The organism is Citrobacter europaeus, from assembly GCA_020099315.1.
Classification (GTDB): Bacteria; Pseudomonadota; Gammaproteobacteria; order Enterobacterales; family Enterobacteriaceae; genus Citrobacter; species Citrobacter europaeus.
Map to the genome: position 1 here is coordinate 344525 of CP083650.1, position 18206 is coordinate 362730.

The window sequence follows — 18206 nt, forward strand, 5'->3', positions numbered from 1 at the left end:
GTGATTTTGAAAAATGGGTAACAACGTCGTCGTACTGGGCACCCAATGGGGTGACGAAGGTAAAGGGAAGATTGTTGATCTTCTGACTGAACGGGCTAAATATGTTGTGCGCTACCAGGGTGGACACAACGCAGGCCATACTCTCGTAATCAACGGTGAAAAAACCGTCCTCCATCTTATTCCATCAGGTATTCTTCGCGAGAATGTCATCAGCATCATCGGTAACGGTGTTGTACTGTCTCCGTCCGCGCTGATGAAAGAAATGAAAGGACTGGAAGATCGTGGTATCCCGGTTCGCGAGCGCCTGCTGTTGTCTGAAGCTTGTCCGCTGATCCTTGATTATCACGTTGCGTTAGATAACGCTCGTGAGAAAGCGCGTGGCGAGAAAGCGATCGGTACTACCGGTCGTGGTATCGGTCCGGCTTATGAAGACAAAGTAGCTCGTCGCGGTCTGCGCGTTGGCGATCTGTTTGATAAAGCAACCTTCGCTGAAAAACTGAAAGAAGTGATGGAATATCACAACTTCCAGCTGGTGAATTTCTATAAAGTTGAAGCAGTTGACTACCAGAAAGTGCTGGATGATGTAATGGCGATTGCCGACATCCTGACCGCTATGGTTGTTGATGTTTCCGATCTGCTGGACCAGGCGCGTAAGCGTGGCGATTTCGTCATGTTCGAAGGCGCGCAGGGTACCCTGCTGGATATCGACCATGGTACCTATCCGTACGTAACGTCTTCCAACACCACCGCGGGTGGCGTGGCGACCGGCTCCGGCCTGGGCCCGCGTTATGTGGACTACGTTCTGGGTATCATCAAAGCTTACTCTACTCGTGTCGGTGCGGGTCCATTCCCGACTGAGCTGTTTGATGACGTTGGCGAGTTCCTGTGCAAACAAGGTAACGAGTATGGCGCGACCACCGGTCGTCGTCGTCGTACCGGTTGGCTGGACTCCGTGGCCGTACGCCGTGCAGTACAGATTAACTCCCTGTCTGGCTTCTGCCTGACCAAACTGGACGTACTGGACGGTTTGAAAGAGGTGAAAATCTGTGTCGCTTACCGTATGCCGGATGGCCGTGAAGTAACGACTACTCCGCTGGCAGCTGACGACTGGAAAGGTATCGAGCCGATTTACGAAACCATGCCGGGCTGGTCTGAATCTACCTTCGGCGTGAAGGAGCGTAGCGGTCTGCCGCAGGCAGCACTGAACTACATCAAGCGTATTGAAGAACTGACCGGTGTGCCGATTGATATTATCTCAACTGGCCCAGACCGTACTGAAACCATGATCCTGCGCGACCCGTTCGACGCATAATTCTGGTTATAGCGTAGCGTCAAACGGCGCTGCGCTTGCACTAATTTAGGCCGGATGAGGCGTTTTGCATCAGGATCCGGCTTAAAATCACGTAAGTTCCTCGCTTTTTTCCTTCCCGAACTGAAATAAATTAGCGACCTGGCTGGTGGCTGGTTTATCATCAATGTAATTAATACCACCAGGTTTATCCGTTTTATCCCTTTTCCTGAGGTTGATGTGCAGTTAACAAGTTTCACCGATTACGGATTACGTGCGCTAATCTACATGGCGTCACTTCCCGAAGGACGTATGACCAGTATTTCTGAGGTGACAGAAGTCTACGGCGTGTCCCGTAATCATATGGTCAAAATAATCAATCAACTTAGCCGGGCGGGCTTTGTTACTGCTATTCGAGGAAAAAATGGCGGTATCCGCCTGGGTAAACCCGCTAAGGATATTGGTATTGGTGATGTGGTTCGCGAGCTGGAACCCTTATCGTTGGTCAACTGTAGCAGCGAGTTTTGCCACATTACCCCGGCCTGTCGACTCAAACAGGCGCTTTCTAAAGCAGTGCAAAGTTTTCTCACGGAACTGGACAACTACACACTTGCTGATTTGGTTGAAGAGAATCAACCGCTTTATAAATTATTGCTGGTGGAGTAATGAAGTCCAAAGTATTTCGCGTCGCATCGCGGCGGCAACTGAGCGACCCCAGGAGCTTACAAAAGTAAGTGACTGAGGGGAGCAAAGGCAGCCAACAAAGAGGCGTCGTGAAAGACGAAGGAATTCCATCAGAGATGACAATGGAGGAACCTCGATGTCACAAGATCCTTTCCAGGAACGCGAAGCTGAAAAATACGCGAACCCTATCCCGAGCCGGGAATTTATCCTCGAACATTTAACTAAACGTGAAAAACCGGCCAACCGCGATGAGCTGGCCGCTGAACTCAACATTGAAGGTGAAGAACAGCAAGAAGCGCTGCGTCGCCGTCTGCGCGCGATGGAGCGTGACGGACAACTGGTCTTCACCCGTCGTCAGTGCTACGCGCTGCCGGAACGTCTCGACCTGCTGAAAGGTACCGTTATTGGCCACCGTGATGGCTACGGCTTTCTGCGCGTTGAAGGGCGCAAAGATGACCTGTACCTGTCCAGTGAGCAGATGAAAACCTGCATACATGGCGATCAGGTGCTGGCGCAGCCGTTGGGCGCGGACCGTAAAGGTCGTCGCGAAGCGCGTATTGTGCGCGTACTGGTGCCGAAAACCAGCCAGATTGTGGGTCGCTACTTCACCGACGCTGGCGTCGGGTTTGTCGTTCCTGACGACAGCCGCCTGAGTTTCGATATCCTGATCCCACCTGAAGAAGTGATGGGCGCTCGCATGGGCTTTGTGGTCGTGGTTGAGCTGACCCAGCGTCCGACTCGTCGCACCAAAGCGGTGGGTAAAATTGTTGAAGTGCTGGGCGACAACATGGGAACCAGCATGGCCGTGGATATGGCACTGCGTACCCATGAAATCCCGTATATCTGGCCTCAGGCGGTTGAAAAGCAGGTCGCCGGGCTGAAAGAAGAAGTACCGGAAGAGGCGAAAGTCGGGCGTGTCGATCTGCGCTCCCTGCCGCTGGTTACTATCGATGGCGAAGATGCGCGTGACTTTGACGATGCGGTCTACTGCGAGAAGAAACGCGGCGGCGGCTGGCGTTTATGGGTAGCGATTGCTGACGTAAGCTATTACGTTCGTCCGCCGACTCCGCTGGATCAGGAAGCGCGTAGCCGTGGCACATCTGTTTATTTCCCGTCGCAGGTTGTTCCAATGCTGCCGGAAGTGCTGTCTAACGGATTGTGTTCGCTCAACCCGCAGGTGGACAGGTTGTGTATGGTCTGTGAAATGACCATTTCGTCGAAAGGCCGCTTAACCGGCTTTAAATTCTACGAAGCGGTAATGAGCTCCCATGCGCGTCTGACTTACACCAAAGTCTGGCATATGCTGCAAGGCGATCAGGAGTTGCGTGAACAGTACGCGCCGTTGGTTAAACACATTGAAGAGCTGCATAACCTCTACAAAGTACTGGATAAAGCCCGTGAAGAGCGCGGCGGTATCTCGTTTGAGAGTGAGGAAGCGAAGTTTATCTTCAATGCTGAACGCCGTATTGAGCGTATCGAGCAGACGCAGCGTAACGACGCGCACAAGCTGATTGAAGAGTGCATGATCATGGCGAACATCTCCGCGGCGCGATTCGTTGAGAAAGCCAAGGAGCCGGCGCTGTTCCGTATTCATGATAAGCCGACGACCGAAGCGATTAACTCGTTCCGTTCGGTGCTGGCGGAACTGGGACTGGAGCTGCCTGGCGGCAATAAACCTGAACCGCGTGATTATGCTGAACTGCTTGAGTCGATTGCTGACCGCCCTGACGCTGAAATGCTGCAGACTATGCTGCTGCGTTCGATGAAGCAGGCTATTTACGATCCGGAAAACCGCGGGCACTTTGGTCTGGCGCTGCAATCTTATGCGCACTTTACCTCACCAATCCGTCGTTATCCGGACCTCTCCTTGCACCGGGCGATTAAGTATCTGCTGGCGCAGGAGCAGGGCCATAAAGGTAACACCACGGAAACCGGTGGCTACCATTATTCGATGGAAGAGATGCTGCAACTGGGTCAGCACTGTTCGATGGCCGAGCGCCGTGCGGACGAAGCGACGCGCGACGTTTCTGATTGGCTGAAGTGCGACTTCATGCTGGATCAGGTAGGGAATGTCTTCAAAGGCGTGATCGCCAGCGTGACCGGGTTTGGCTTCTTTGTCCGTCTTGATGAGCTGTTTATCGACGGTCTGGTGCATGTCTCCTCGCTGGATAACGACTACTATCGTTTTGACCAGGTTGGGCAGCGACTGACGGGGGAATCCAGCGGTCAAATGTATCGCCTGGGCGATCGCGTGGAAGTTCGCGTGGAAGCGGTTAACATGGACGAGCGTAAAATCGACTTCAGTTTGATCTCCAGCGAACGTGCGCCGCGCAATGAAGGTAAAACCGCGCGTGAAAAAGCGAAAAAAGGCGATGCAGGTAAAAATACCGGTAAACGTCGTCAGATGGGCAAAAAGGTGAATTTCGAGCCGGACAGCGCTTTCCGCGGCGAGAAGAAAGGCAGAGCCAAACCTCAGTCGGAGAAGAATGCGACTGAGAAGAAAGGCGACAAAAAAGCGAAAAAGCCATCGGCTAAAACGCTTAAAATCGCTGCCGCCACCAAAGCTAAACGTGCGGCGAAAAAGAAAATCGCACAGTAACAGCCATAAACAGTAAGCCGGGCAACTTCGCGTTGCCCGCGTTACGCATAAACTATTAACGAGTACATTAATGAGTGAAATGATTTACGGCATCCATGCGGTGCAGGCTCTGCTGGAACGTGCGCCTGAGCGCTTCCAGGACGTCTTTATTCTCAAAGGTCGTGAAGATAAACGCCTTCTGCCGCTGATCCACGCACTGGAAGCACAGGGTGTTGTCATTCAGTTGGCTAATCGCCAGTTCCTGGATGAGAAAAGCGAGGGTGCGGTACATCAGGGAATTATTGCTCGCGTGAAGCCGGGTCGTCAGTATCAGGAAAACGATCTGCCGGATCTGATTGCTACGCTCGATCAACCCTTCTTTTTGATCCTTGATGGCGTCACCGATCCACATAACCTGGGGGCATGCCTGCGTAGCGCAGATGCTGCCGGCGTACATGCTGTTATCGTACCGAAGGATCGTTCTGCACAGTTGAATGCGACGGCGAAAAAAGTGGCCTGCGGCGCGGCAGAAAGCGTACCGCTGATCCGTGTGACCAACCTGGCGCGCACTATGCGTATGCTGCAGGAAGAGAATATTTGGATCGTCGGAACCGCAGGTGAAGCCGACCATACTCTCTACCAGAGCAAAATGACCGGGCGTCTGGCGCTGGTGATGGGCGCGGAGGGTGAAGGTATGCGCCGTCTGACCCGTGAACACTGTGACGAACTGATCAGCATCCCGATGGCAGGTAGCGTTTCGTCGCTGAACGTTTCGGTTGCAACGGGCATCTGCCTGTTTGAAGCAGTCCGCCAGCGCGGCTAAACTTACTTTTCAGACAAAGCCACTCGGATTTGGGTGGCTTTTTTTTATTTTAAACGAGTATGATAAAGGCTAGAAAATGATATTCATTTTATTTATTACTAATTAAATTATATATGGATAATATATGGCATGGACACCGCAGTTACTTGCTGAAGCACTACAAACTCGCCCTGAATTAAATATAGATATTGAATATGATGAGCAATCATTAATCGTTAAAATGAATGATTATGGCGATTTACCGCTCAATATTGTGTTTACTTCTCGCCAGATTATTATTGAAACAGTTATTTGTCCTGTTAGTAGTATTCATCAGCAGGATGAATTTAATATTTTCTTATTACGTAATCAGAAACTCCTTCCACTCTCTTCCGTAGGGATTTCCCGCGTTCAGCAGGATGAATATTACGTCGCATTTGGGGCTCTTTCGCTTAATTCATCGTTGAATGATGTGCTGCTCGAGATGACGACGCTTGCGGATAACGCGTTGGATCTGGCTGAAATCACAGAAGAATACACTCAAGAATAACAAGGAACGCTATTTATGGGAATTTTAAAAAGCCTGTTTACCCTCGGCAAGTCCGTACTTTCTCAGGCGGAAGAGTCAATTGAAGAAGCGCAGGGGGTCCGCATGCTGGAACAGCATATCCGTGATGCGAAAGGTGAGCTGGATAACGCTGGAAAATCACGAGTAGACCTGCTGGCGCGCGTGAAGCTGAGCCATGACAAGTTGAGCGATCTGCGCGAGCGTAAATCCAGTCTGGAAACACGAGTGCTGGAAGCGCTGAGTAAAAACGCTAACCCGTCACTGATCAACGAAGTTGCAGAGGAAATTGCCCGCCTCGAGAATGTCATTGCTGCAGAAGAGCAAGTACTCGCTAACCTTGAAGTGTCGCGGGATGGCGTTGAAAAAGCGGTGAGTGCAACCGCACAACGGATTGCACAGTTTGAACAGCAGCTTGAGGTGGTAAAGGCGACGGAAGCGATGCAGCGCGCCCAGCAGGCAGTGACCACCTCGACCGTCGGCGCGTCTTCCAGCGTGTCTACAGCCGCAGAGTCGCTCAAGCGTTTGCAAACGCGACAGGCAGAGCGTCAGGCCCGTCTGGATGCCGCTGCACAGCTGGAAAAGGTTGCGGATGGGCGTGACCTGGATGAGAAGCTGGCTGAAGCCGGCATTGGGGCGAGCAATAAAAGTTCGGCTCAGGATGTTCTGGCACGACTGCAGCGTCAACAAGGCGAGTAAACGTCGGCAAAATGCGTCAGCCTCGAAAGAAGGTTGGCTGGTCATAAAGGGAAAATGATGATGAGTTTTTTCCAGCGTTTATTTGGTAAAGCCGCTGCTGTTGCGCCGGCTCGCGGGCCGTTGGGGTTACATCTGAATGCCGGATTTACGCTTAACACGCTGGCATTTCGTCTGCTTGAAGAGTCTCTATTAATCGAATTACCCGGTGAGGAGTACACCGTTGCAGCCGCCAGCCACATTGATTTAGGCGGCGGAGGCCAGATTTTTCGCTACTACACGTCCGGAGAAGAGTTTCTGCAAATCAATACCACGGGCGGCTCAGACATTGATGATATCTATGATATCAAATTCTTTGTTTATGCGGAAAGTTACGGGATTTCGCAGAAAAAACACTGGCAGTCTGCCATTAGCCCTTCTGCAATAGGGACCCCGGCGCTGAGCTGGCAGGAAGAGCGTTGGCAGCGCTTTTTTAACGAGGAAGAACCCGGGAACATTGAGCCGGTTTATATGCTGGAAAAAGTAGAAAATCATCAGCATGCCACATGGGATGTACATAATTTTACCATGGGCTTTCAGCGACAGGTTACAGAGGATACATGGGAATACCTGCTGTTGAACGGCGAAGAGTCGTTTAATGAGCAGGGAGAGCCAGAGTGGGTATTCTCACGGGCGCTGGGTGTAGATATTCCATTAACATCACTTAATGTAATTGGTTAATTTCAGGGAAGGTTACACAATGCACATACTGGATTCATTACTGGCTTTTTGCGCCTATTTTTTTATTGGCGCGGCCATGGTGATCGTTTTTCTGTTTATCTACTCAAAAATCACCCCGCACAACGAATGGCAACTGATTAAAAATAATAATACGGCAGCGTCACTGGCCTTTAGCGGCACGTTGCTGGGCTACGTTATTCCATTATCCAGCGCGGCAATTAACGCCGTCAGCATCCCGGATTATTTCGCCTGGGGCGGTATCGCGCTGGTGATACAACTCGTCATTTACGGCGGTGTGCGTTTATACATGCCGGCACTGAGTGAAAAAATTATTAATCATAATACTGCAGCGGGATTATTTATGGGGACTGCAGCCCTGGCGGGGGGCATTTTTAACGCCGCCTGCATGACATGGTAATGGACGATCATGGCAAGAAAACGTAAATCTGGAAACAAAAACAGGGTGCCAGGGCATTCTGCCATCACGCGAATTGGACGCCCGGCGAACCCCTTTGCAAAAAAACGCAGCCGATACAGCGGAAAATACCTGACGCTGGCCATTATGGGCGGAGCGGCATTTTTTGTCCTCAAAGGATGTGCTGATGACGGCAATACCGATAACGATGGTGACGGTACTTTTTACTCGGCGGTGAGTGAATGCATTGACGATGGCAATAGCGCCACCGTTTGTGCCGATGGCTGGAACAATGCGAAAACAGAGTTCTACTCCAGCCTGCCAAAGCAAATGAACAAGCAGAGCTGTCAGACGCAGTTTGGCGACTGCTATCTCGATAGCACCGATCAAAGCTGGGTGCCGGTATTCACCGGTTTTTTACTCAGCCGCGTCATTCGTAAAGATCGCGACGAACAGTATGTTTACAGCAGCGGTGGTTCTTCCTATGTTTCGCGCCCGGTCTGGCGTACGACTTCCGGGGATTACAGCTGGCGTTCCGGTAGTGGAAAAAATGATACCGCAACCAGCCATAGCTATACGACGAAGAAAGTCTCGACGGTTTCACGCGGCGGCTACGGACGTTCGTCCAGCGCGCGTGGGCACTGGGGAGGTTAACGATGCTGCGACATGATGTCCCTGTTCGCCCCGATCTGGACAGGATCGCCTACGATCACGGCTTCGATTTTCATATTATCGATAACGAAATTTACTGGGATGAGAGTCGGGCATACCGCTTCACGCTCCGGCAAGTGGAAGAGCAGATCGAAAAACCTACTGCGGAACTGCACCAGATGTGTCTGGATGTCGTCGAACGGGCAGTTAACGACGAACTGATTATGCAGCAACTGGCGATCCCACCGCTGTACTGGGATGTTATTGCCGAAAGCTGGCGCCATCGCGATCCCTCCCTGTATGGCCGCATGGATTTTGTCTGGTGCGGAAATAACGCCCCGGTCAAGCTGCTGGAGTACAACGCGGATACGCCAACGTCGCTCTATGAGTCAGCCTATTTCCAGTGGTTATGGCTGGAAGATGCGCGTCGCAGTGGGGTGATACCACGCGACGCCGACCAGTACAACGCCATTCAGGAGCGGCTGATCTCCCGTTTTGCTGAGCTTTATAGTCCGGATCCTTTCTATTTCTGCTGCTGCGAAGATACCGATGAAGATCGTACCACGGTGTTGTATTTGCAGGATTGTGCGCAGCAGGCCGGGCAAGAATCACGGTTTATTTACGTGGAGGATCTGGGGCTTGGCGTTGGCGGCGTTCTCACTGACCATGACGATAACGTCATTCGTCGCGCCTTTAAGCTCTATCCTCTGGAGTGGATGATGCGAGATGAGAATGGCCCCTTGCTGCGCCATCGCCGCGAACAGTGGGTTGAGCCGTTGTGGAAGAGCGTACTCAGCAATAAAGGGTTGATGCCTTTACTGTGGCGATTTTTTCCTAACCATCCCAATCTGCTGCCCGCCTGGTTTGACGGTGAAACGCCACAAGTTGCGGCTGGGGAAAGCTATGTACGCAAACCGATATTTTCCCGCGAGGGGGGAAACGTCACCATTTTTGATGGTCAGCAGCAGATTGTGGAGCATGCTGAGGGTGACTACGCCGAAGAACCGATGATCTATCAGGCATTTCAGCCGTTACCGCGCTTTGGCGACAGCTACACGCTGATCGGCAGTTGGATCGTGGATGATGAAGCCTGTGGTATGGGGATCCGCGAGGATAATACCTTGATCACTAAAGATACTTCTCGTTTTATTCCTCACTATATTGCGGGCTAACCGTACTTTTGTGATCTTCCTCCGTCGCGAATAATGTGGTTCTGGCCATACTTAAGGCGACGGCCATTGACGGAGGGAGACATAATGCACTGGCAAACGCATACCGTTTTTAACCAACCTGTACCACTCAATAACAGCAACTTATATCTGTCCGACGGCGCGCTGTGCGAAGCGGTTATCCGTGAAGGCGCTGGATGGGATAGCGATCTTCTCGCCAGTATTGGTCAGCAGCTAGGGACTGCCGAGTCGCTCGAACTGGGCCGTCTGGCCAATGCTTTTCCACCTGAACTGTTGCGCTACGACCCGCAGGGGCAGCGGCTGGATGATGTGCGTTTTCATCCTGCCTGGCATTTGCTGATGCAGGGATTATACGCCAACCGCGTACATAATCTGGCCTGGGAAGAAGACGCGAGGCAGGGAACATTTGTTGCACGGGCGGCGCGTTTCATGCTGCATGCCCAGGTAGAAGCGGGCACGTTATGTCCGGTTACAATGACCTTTGCCGCCACGCCGCTGTTACTTCAGATGTTGCCTGCAACCTTTAACGACTGGCTGACGCCGCTGCTTAGCGACCGCTATGACTCGCATTTACTGCCCGGTGGGCAAAAGCGTGGGCTGCTGATCGGCATGGGAATGACCGAGAAGCAGGGTGGGTCAGATGTGCTGAGCAATACCACCCAGGCAGAACGTCTTGCAGACGGCTCGTATCGGCTGGTGGGGCATAAGTGGTTTTTCTCCGTGCCGCAAAGCGATGCCCATTTGGTGCTGGCTCAGGCAAAGGGGGGATTATCCTGCTTTTTTGTACCGCGATTTTTACCTGATGGGCAACGTAATGCTATTCGTCTTGAGCGACTGAAAGATAAGTTAGGCAACCGCTCCAACGCCAGCTGCGAGGTTGAATTCCACGATGCGATTGGCTGGCTATTGGGTGACGAAGGGGAAGGTATACGCCATATCCTGAAAATGGGCGGGATGACGCGTTTTGACTGTGCGCTCGGCAGTCACGCCATGATGCGACGTGCTTTTTCCGTCGCGATTTATCATGCGCACCAGCGACAAGTTTTTGGCAAACCATTGATTGAACAGCCGATGATGCGTCAGGTATTAGGCCGGATGGCGCTCCAACTGGAAGGTCAGACGGCGCTACTGTTTCGACTGGCGAGGGCCTGGGACCGTCGCGCTGATACCAAAGAAGCGTTGTGGGCCAGATTGTTCACGCCAGCGGCGAAATTCTCCGTGTGCAAAAGCGGGATGCCGTTTGTTGCAGAGGCGATGGAAGTGCTGGGAGGGATTGGCTATTGCGAGGAGAGTGAGCTGCCGCGCCTGTATCGGGAGATGCCGGTAAACAGCATCTGGGAAGGCTCCGGCAACATTATGTGTCTCGATGTATTGCGGGTACTGACAAAACAACCCGGCATATACGATATGCTCAACGAAGCCTTTGCGGAGGTAAAAGGGCAAGACCGACATTACGATCGAATGGTACGTCAGCTACAGCAGCGTTTACGCAAACCCAGCGAGGAGATGGGACGGGAGATTACGCAACAGCTTTTCCTGCTCGGTTGCGGAGCGCAAATGTTGCGCTATGCCTCTCCGCCAGTGGCGCAGGCCTGGTGTCAAATAATGCTTGATACGCGTGGCGGGCTACGATTGTCTGAACAGGTGCTAAGCGACTTGCTCCTGCGGGCAACGGGGGGATTACGGTAATAATATGCCTGATGGCGACGCTGGCGCGCCTTATCATGCCTACGTTCAATGTAGGCCGGATAAGTTTACGCCATCCGGCAATCTGTTAAGCATAGAGTATGGCCTGTACGCGCCAGTTGTCGGGCTGCTGGTCTTCGTACATCTGAATGATCCGATACCATGAGGCACCCTGTTCATCCGCTTTTAACGCGACTACTCGTTCTACATCCTGCGGATTTCCTGCAATGTTACTGACAGATATCAGGCCAATTTCGTTCAGGCCCGTAACGCAGTCAGCACTGGCGAACTCGGCAGACTGCGCCGTAGTACCTACCAGTCCGGCAGAAAGCAGCAGTGAGGATAAGGCAAGTGATTGTTTCATCGTCAGCTCCATTATTCGTACCCCTACACACGGCAGGGCATTCCATCGCGATAATAAACCTCAAGCTTCCTGCTGTTGGTTTATTGTGCACAGGTAAACGCATAGGGGCGCAAAGCAATGTAAAACTGACTAAATTTCAACCCAATGTTATTTACGATACAAAATAGCTTGTGAATACCATTGGCCTGTCACGATGGTTTCATCCACTAATAAAACCACGTAGTAATCAGCTTTAGCCGCGACAGCTTTGGCACGGATTTCTGCCAGCGCATCATCCGGAGAGCCTCTTACCAGTGCACTAACCGTCCCTAATCGCTGTAACCCATTACTCTGGTCACGGCGGATCTCCTGCGGGTGGTCGGCAACGGGCGGTGCAGGTTGCGGCGTTCCCTGTAGCACGCTACAGGCGCTTAAAAACATCACCAGTAATAAAGAGGCAAACCGACGCATAACTCTATCTCGTTTCCTGATAGCCATAGTGTAGTGCCTTATCAATTTCCCTTTAGGGGAATGTTCCCGAATTGTTATCTCTCACGCGATTTTCGAATGAAAATGTTGCGAAAGCGTAACCCAGTTCTCAACATTATGAATCATTGCCGAACACATTCGCTTGCGTTAAGTATTGCTGCATGGCATACCAGAAAGAAAGAGGCGACAAATGATCGAAATTGAAACACGACAGTTGGCGGGTATCCCTGTCCTGCACGCCGTTCCGGCTGGCAAACGCGAATGTTCACTCCCTTGTATTATTTTCTATCACGGGTTTACCTCTTCAAGCCTGGTCTACAGCTATTTTGCCGTTGCTCTGGCTCAGGCTGGATTCCGCGTCGTTATGCCTGATGCGCCCGACCATGGTACGCGCTTCACGAGTGACGCCCAGGGGAGAATGTACCGCTTCTGGCATATTTTGCAGCAAAATATGCAGGAGTTTACGACGTTACGTGCGGCTCTGGTGGCAGAAAATTGGCTATCAGATGAACGACTTGCCGTCGGAGGCGCGTCGATGGGAGGAATGACGGCATTGGGCGTTATGGCCCGCCATCCCGAGGTTAAATGTGTAGCCAGCCTGATGGGGTCGGGCTATTTTACCCATCTTGCGCAGACGCTTTTTCCGCCTTTACGGGTTCAGACACCAGAGCAGCAGGCGGAGTTCGATGCCGTCATCGCACCGCTCGCCGAATGGGACGTTACGCATCAACTGCAGCGCCTGGCCGACAGGCCGTTACTACTGTGGCATGGACAGGATGATGATGTGGTGCCGGTCGTTGAAACCTTCCGTTTACAGCAGGCGCTGATTCAGGCAGGGCTGGACAGCAATCTAACCTGCCTGTGGGAAGCGGGCGTGCGCCACCGCATCACGCCAGAAGCGCTGGCTGCGACGGTAACGTTTTTCCGCCAGCACCTTTAAACGCGCATAATGCTTACGCCCTGAGCTTCAAGCTGTTGCAGAATCTCAGGGTTTGCGTTTTTACCGGTAATGAGCATATCGATTTGATCGGCGCGACTGAACAGCATCCCCGCGCGTTCTCCGACTTTGCTGCTATCGACCAGCACCACCAGTTTACCCACCACGTTAAGCATCTTTTGCTCGGCCATCGCGGTCAGCATATCGGTTTTATACAGTCCGTCCGCGGTTAATCCTTTGCCGCTGGTAAACATCCAGTGTCCGGCGTACAGGCTATTTTCACTGCCCTGCGGGCTGAGTGTGATGGACTGACTTTTGTTATATTGCCCTCCCATGATGATCACGCTGTCATGCTCCTGGTCGATCAGATAGTTTGCCAGCGGCAGATAATTGGTGATGATCTGCACCGGCTTGCCGCACATTTCGCGACCCAGCAGAAAGGCGGTCGATCCGCAGTTGATCACCACGCTTTCACCTGCATTCACAAGCTGGGAGGCCGCCTTGGCAATACGAACTTTTTCATCGTGGTTCTGTGCCTGGTGCAGATTCATTGGCGTCCAGCGCGGACGCTGTTGGGTAATGGCTTCTGCGCCGTTGCGGACTTTCTTGAGTTTGCCGCTTTCGTCGAGCTTGTTGATGTCCCGGCGCGCTGTGGCGGGTGAAATCCCCAGGCGCTCAATTACGTTCTCAACGGTAACAAAGCCCAACTGCGCCAGCATATCCAGCAATATTTGATGTCTTTGTGCTTCAGTCATGAGCTATTCCGATACAAATTGATTTGAAAAGATGATATTTGAAATAGCCTGGAAATACTAAAGTAAATGGGAAAAAAATGCCGGGATGGCCCGGCATTTTGTGTGTATCACAAGAAGGATTTAAACGGTAAATCCGGTTCAATCGTGAAGCAGTCATCAAAGCCGCGCGGATAGTGATATTCAAAGTTATCTTTGTCCAGCGGCCAGGTGAACTTGCCGCCTACCTGCCAGATAAACGGCTTAAAGCCATACTTCAGCCGATCTTTTTTCATCTCCCACAGTACACGGATCTCCTGAGGGTCGGCCTGGAAGTTTGACCAGATGTCATGATGGAAAGGGATCACCACTTTTGTATTCAGCGCTTCCGCCATTCGCAGCATGTCGGAGCTGGTCATTTTGTCCGTAATCCCACGCGGGTTCTCACCGTACGAGCCGAGCGCGACGTCGATCTGGTGCTCGTTGCCATGTTTTGCATAGTAGTTGGAATAGTGCGAGTCTCCGCTGTGGTACAGCGTACCGCCCGGCGTTTTGAACAGGTAGTTTACCGCGCGAGCATCCATACCATCCGGCAGCACGCCAGCCGCTTTTTGATCGGCTGGGAGCGTAATCAATGCCGTACGATCAAACGCGTCAAGCGCATGAATTTCAATATCTTTCACTTTCACTACATCGCCTGGTTTTACCACGATACAGCGTTCTTTCGGCACACCCCAACCGATCCATAGATCCACACAGGTTTGCGGCCCGATAAATGGCACGTCATCGGCGCAGTTCTGCATGACGGCGGCTGCGACATTGACGTCAATGTGATCGTTATGATCGTGTGTCGCTAACACCGCATCGATCTGTCGAATTGCAAACGGATCAAGAACAAACGGCGTGGTGCGCAGGTTAGGCTGCAGTTTCTTCACCCCCGCCATACGTTGCATCTGGTGACCGGTTTTCATCAGCGGGTTACCGTGACTTTGTTTACCCGTTCCGCACCAGAAATCGACGCAGACGTTAGTCCCACCTTCCGACTTCAGCCAGATTCCGGTACAGCCAAGCCACCACATAGCGAAAGTGCCAGGTGCGACCTGTTCTTGTTCGATCTCTTCATTCAGCCAGCTTCCCCACTCCGGGAATGTGCTCAGGATCCATGATTCACGCGTGATGCTTTTTACTTTACTCATCGCAATTACCTTCATGTTTGTTCAAGTTGAATCAAATTGTGATTTGTTTTGATTGATACTGACATCATTTTATCAAGAAGGCAATGCGCTGATTTTTGGTGTTGAATAGAAAAGTGTGAACAAATTACGGCGTGACAAGATGGTTTACATGAAATGTATTTTTGTATTTTATTGTTTTAAAGGGGGTTATTTTGGATTTGAAGAATTCGAAAGAAATCCACGCTGCAAGTAAGAGAATTATTTGCGTACTGCATCACATTTAATCAAATTCAATCTTGTTGTGATTACTTTTGAAAACTAGAGTGAGAGCACAACATCCTGGGCATCTGTAATGAATGTTCAGCAACTTCGTCTACTGGAGATCGTTATGGAGATCCTCTACAACATCTTTACCGTCTTTTTTAATCAGGTTATGACCAATGCACCGTTGCTGTTGGGTATTGTGACCTGTCTTGGTTATATCCTGCTGCGTAAAAGCGTCAGCGTTATTATTAAAGGCACGATCAAAACGATTATCGGTTTTATGTTGCTGCAGGCGGGATCGGGCATTCTGACCAGCACGTTTAAACCGGTGGTGGCGAAGATGTCTGAGGTTTACGGTATCAATGGCGCGATCTCTGATACCTATGCCTCCATGATGGCAACCATCGAACGCATGGGTGATGCCTACAGTTGGGTAGGGTACGCCGTACTGTTGGCGCTGGCGCTGAACATTTGTTACGTACTGCTACGGCGTATTACCGGCATTCGCACCATCATGCTGACCGGGCACATTATGTTCCAGCAGGCTGGCCTGATTGCCGTCTCTCTCTACATCTTTGGTTATCCAATGTGGACCACGATCATCTGCACTGCGGTGCTGGTGTCGCTCTACTGGGGCATTACGTCCAATATGATGTACAAGCCGACACAGGAAGTGACTGACGGCTGCGGTTTTTCCATCGGTCACCAGCAGCAGTTCGCCTCCTGGATTGCTTACAAAGTCGCGCCGTATCTGGGTAAGAAAGAGGAGAGCGTGGAAGATCTCAAGTTGCCTGGCTGGCTGAATATCTTCCATGACAACATCGTTTCAACCGCGATTGTTATGACTATCTTTTTCGGCGCGATCCTGCTCTCTTTCGGCATTGATGTGGTTCAGGCAATGGCGGGTAAAACCCACTGGACGGTCTATATCCTGCAGACCGGTTTCTCCTTCGCCGTCGCTATCTTCATCATCACCCAGGGCGTACGTATGTTCGTCGCTGAACTTTCAGAAGCGTTCAACGGTATCTCTCAACGTCTGATTCCCGGTGCGGTACTGGCTATCGACTGCGCGGCGATTTATAGCTTTGCTCCCAATGCGGTGGTCTGGGGCTTTATGTGGGGCACCATCGGCCAACTGATTGCGGTGGGCATCCTGGTGGGCTGCGGCTCTTCCATCCTGATTATCCCAGGCTTTATTCCGATGTTCTTCTCGAATGCCACTATCGGCGTGTTTGCTAACCACTTTGGCGGCTGGCGCGCGGCGCTCAAGATTTGTCTGGTGATGGGGATGATTGAAATCTTCGGCTGCGTCTGGGCGGTGAAACTTACCGGTATGAGCGCCTGGATGGGGATGGCGGATTGGTCAATTCTGGCGCCGCCGATGATGCAGGGCTTTGCCTCCATCGGCATCGTGTTTATGGCCGTCATTATTCTGATTGCACTGGCTTATATGTTTTTCGCAGGACGCACGTTGCGCGCTGAGGAAGACGCAGAAAAACAACTGGCAGAACACTCTGCTTAATAAGGAGTTCCGATTATGACCGTACGTATTCTGGCTGTGTGTGGCAATGGGCAGGGCAGTTCCATGATCATGAAGATGAAGGTGGATCAGTTTTTAACCCAGTCAAATATTGACCATACGGTGAACAGCTGCGCAGTAGGTGAATACAAAAGTGAGCTGAGCGGCGCGGATATCATCATCGCTTCTACCCATATCGCCGGTGAGATTACGGTATCTGGCAATAAATATGTTGTTGGCGTACGCAACATGCTGTCCCCTGCCGATTTTGGACCAAAACTGCTGGAAGTGATCAAGGCGCATTTCCCACAGGATGTGAAGTAAGGAGGCGGCATATGAAATTACGTGATTCGCTGGCAGACAATAATTCCATCCTTTTGCAAGCCGAAGCCAGTACCTGGCAGGAAGCGGTAAAGCTGGGCGTGGATCTGCTGGTTAAGGCTGATGTGGTTGAGCCACGCTACTACCAGGCCATCCTCGATGGTGTCGAACAGTTTGGCCCGTACTTTGTCATTGCGCCCGGCCTGGCGATGCCGCACGGCCGTCCGGAGGAAGGGGTCAAGAAAACCGGTTTTGCGCTGGTGACGCTGAAAACACCGCTGGTGTTTAACCACGAAGATAACGACCCGGTCGACATTCTGATAACGATGGCGGCAGTAGATGCTAACACGCACCAGGAAGTGGGCATCATGCAGATCGTGAATCTCTTTGACGACGAAGCCAATTTCGACCGTTTACGCGCCTGCCGCACCGCGCAGGAAGTGCTGGATTTAATTGATAACGCCACTGCGGCGGCTGTTTAAAAGGATACCAAAATGTCATTACCTATGTTGCAGGTTGCGCTGGATAACCAATCAATGTCTTCCGCATATGAAACAACGCGTCTGATTGCCGAAGAGGTCGATATCATTGAGGTGGGCACTATTCTTTGCGTGGCAGAAGGCGTACGCGCCGTACGCGATCTGAAGGCGCTTTACCCGCATAAAATTGTGCTGGCGGATGCGAAAATTGCCGATGCGGGCAAAATCCTCTCCCGCATGTGTTTTGAAGCCAACGCTGACTGGGTCACCGTCATCTGCTGTGCGGATATCAACACTACCAAGGGGGCGCTGGAGGTAGCGAAAGAATTTGACGGCGACGTGCAGATTGAACTGACCGGTTACTGGACCTGGGAGCAGGCACAGGAGTGGCGTGACGCAGGGATTGGGCAAGTTGTATATCATCGCAGTCGCGATGCGCAGGCGGCGGGTGTGGCGTGGGGAGAAGCGGATATCTGCGCAATCAAACGCCTGTCCGAGATGGGCTTTAAAGTCACCGTCACCGGCGGTCTGGCGCTGGAAGATCTGCCGCTGTTCCAGGGAATTCCGATTCACGTCTTTATTGCCGGCCGCAGTATTCGCGATGCCGCCTCTCCGGTGGAAGCGGCCCGTCAGTTCAAACGTTCTATCGCCCAGTTGTGGGGATAAGGAGCGA

General features: G+C 51.9%; 20 protein-coding genes. 16 read left to right on the forward strand and 4 right to left on the reverse strand.

The genetic code is table 11. The annotated features are described in order from the left end of the window. The first annotated feature begins 13 nt into the window (after window positions 1–13). The 11 genes from purA (at window position 14) to LA337_01675 (ending at window position 11278) form a co-directional block, all read left to right on the forward strand. A complete protein-coding gene (gene purA, locus LA337_01625) occupies window positions 14–1312 on the forward strand; it encodes an adenylosuccinate synthase (protein ID UBI16427.1) in 1299 nt (432 codons plus the stop codon). Between the two features lie 216 nt (window positions 1313–1528). Further along, on the forward strand, window positions 1529–1954 hold the full coding sequence (nsrR, locus tag LA337_01630) for a nitric oxide-sensing transcriptional repressor NsrR (protein ID UBI16428.1): 426 nt from the start codon (window positions 1529–1531) through the stop codon (window positions 1952–1954). A gap of 154 nt (window positions 1955–2108) precedes the next feature. After that, window positions 2109–4571, forward strand: a complete 2463-nt coding sequence (gene rnr, locus LA337_01635; GenBank protein UBI16429.1) for a ribonuclease R — start codon at window positions 2109–2111, stop codon at window positions 4569–4571. Between the two features lie 70 nt (window positions 4572–4641). Further along, a complete protein-coding gene (rlmB, locus tag LA337_01640; GenBank protein UBI16430.1) occupies window positions 4642–5373 on the forward strand; it encodes a 23S rRNA (guanosine(2251)-2'-O)-methyltransferase RlmB in 732 nt (243 codons plus the stop codon). 124 nt (window positions 5374–5497) lie between these two features. Beyond that, window positions 5498–5902 carry a DUF2170 family protein gene (locus LA337_01645; protein ID UBI16431.1) on the forward strand — a complete coding sequence of 135 codons (405 nt, stop codon included), beginning with the start codon at window positions 5498–5500 and terminating at the stop codon, window positions 5900–5902. A gap of 15 nt (window positions 5903–5917) precedes the next feature. Next, the gene (locus LA337_01650; protein UBI16432.1) at window positions 5918–6616 is read left to right on the forward strand and encodes a PspA/IM30 family protein; all 699 of its coding nucleotides are present in this window, start codon (window positions 5918–5920) and stop codon (window positions 6614–6616) included. A 33-nt stretch (window positions 6617–6649) separates the two neighbouring features. Continuing rightward, window positions 6650–7333 carry a YjfK family protein gene (locus LA337_01655; GenBank protein ID UBI16433.1) on the forward strand — a complete coding sequence of 228 codons (684 nt, stop codon included), beginning with the start codon at window positions 6650–6652 and terminating at the stop codon, window positions 7331–7333. A gap of 19 nt (window positions 7334–7352) precedes the next feature. Then, window positions 7353–7751, forward strand: coding sequence for a DUF350 domain-containing protein (locus LA337_01660; protein UBI16434.1), 399 nt, complete (start codon window positions 7353–7355; stop codon window positions 7749–7751). 9 nt (window positions 7752–7760) lie between these two features. Beyond that, window positions 7761–8402, forward strand: coding sequence for a DUF1190 domain-containing protein (locus LA337_01665; GenBank protein UBI16435.1), 642 nt, complete (start codon window positions 7761–7763; stop codon window positions 8400–8402). 2 nt (window positions 8403–8404) lie between these two features. Beyond that, window positions 8405–9571, forward strand: a complete 1167-nt coding sequence (locus tag LA337_01670; protein UBI16436.1) for a glutathionylspermidine synthase family protein — start codon at window positions 8405–8407, stop codon at window positions 9569–9571. Between the two features lie 84 nt (window positions 9572–9655). Beyond that, on the forward strand, window positions 9656–11278 hold the full coding sequence (locus tag LA337_01675; GenBank protein UBI16437.1) for an isovaleryl-CoA dehydrogenase: 1623 nt from the start codon (window positions 9656–9658) through the stop codon (window positions 11276–11278). 85 nt (window positions 11279–11363) lie between these two features. Here LA337_01675 and yjfN read toward each other — a convergent pair whose 3' ends face one another. Both yjfN and bsmA read right to left on the reverse strand, forming a co-directional pair. Further along, window positions 11364–11639, reverse strand: a complete 276-nt coding sequence (gene yjfN, locus LA337_01680; GenBank protein UBI16438.1) for a DUF1471 family protease activator YjfN — start codon at window positions 11637–11639, stop codon at window positions 11364–11366. A gap of 147 nt (window positions 11640–11786) precedes the next feature. Beyond that, window positions 11787–12116 (reverse strand): biofilm peroxide resistance protein BsmA, encoded by a 330-nt coding sequence (gene bsmA / locus LA337_01685; GenBank protein ID UBI16439.1) that lies wholly within the window; start codon window positions 12114–12116, stop codon window positions 11787–11789. 181 nt (window positions 12117–12297) lie between these two features. On the opposite strand from bsmA, the gene yjfP reads away from it, so the two are divergent. Further along, window positions 12298–13047 (forward strand): esterase, encoded by a 750-nt coding sequence (gene yjfP, locus LA337_01690; protein UBI16440.1) that lies wholly within the window; start codon window positions 12298–12300, stop codon window positions 13045–13047. On the opposite strand, the gene ulaR is transcribed toward yjfP, so the two are convergent. After that, a complete protein-coding gene (gene ulaR, locus LA337_01695; GenBank protein UBI16441.1) occupies window positions 13044–13799 on the reverse strand; it encodes an HTH-type transcriptional regulator UlaR in 756 nt (251 codons plus the stop codon). The genes yjfP and ulaR overlap by 4 nt on opposite strands. 107 nt (window positions 13800–13906) lie before the next feature. Next, a complete protein-coding gene (gene ulaG, locus LA337_01700) occupies window positions 13907–14971 on the reverse strand; it encodes an L-ascorbate 6-phosphate lactonase (protein ID UBI16442.1) in 1065 nt (354 codons plus the stop codon). Window positions 14972–15338: 367 nt separating this feature from the next. Between ulaG and ulaA the strand changes: the two genes are divergently transcribed. From ulaA to ulaD, 4 genes are read left to right on the forward strand one after another with little or no spacing between them, the layout of a single operon-like run. Continuing rightward, entirely contained in the window at window positions 15339–16736 is a 1398-nt protein-coding gene (gene ulaA / locus LA337_01705) for a PTS ascorbate transporter subunit IIC (GenBank protein ID UBI18378.1), read from the forward strand. A gap of 15 nt (window positions 16737–16751) precedes the next feature. After that, window positions 16752–17057, forward strand: a complete 306-nt coding sequence (gene ulaB / locus LA337_01710; protein ID UBI16443.1) for a PTS ascorbate transporter subunit IIB — start codon at window positions 16752–16754, stop codon at window positions 17055–17057. A gap of 11 nt (window positions 17058–17068) precedes the next feature. Next, the gene (gene ulaC / locus LA337_01715) at window positions 17069–17536 is read left to right on the forward strand and encodes a PTS ascorbate transporter subunit IIA (GenBank protein ID UBI16444.1); all 468 of its coding nucleotides are present in this window, start codon (window positions 17069–17071) and stop codon (window positions 17534–17536) included. Window positions 17537–17548: 12 nt separating this feature from the next. Next, window positions 17549–18199: a 3-keto-L-gulonate-6-phosphate decarboxylase UlaD gene (ulaD, locus tag LA337_01720; GenBank protein UBI16445.1), complete on the forward strand. Its 651-nt coding sequence runs from the start codon at window positions 17549–17551 to the stop codon at window positions 18197–18199. The last annotated feature ends 7 nt before the right edge of the window (window positions 18200–18206 follow it).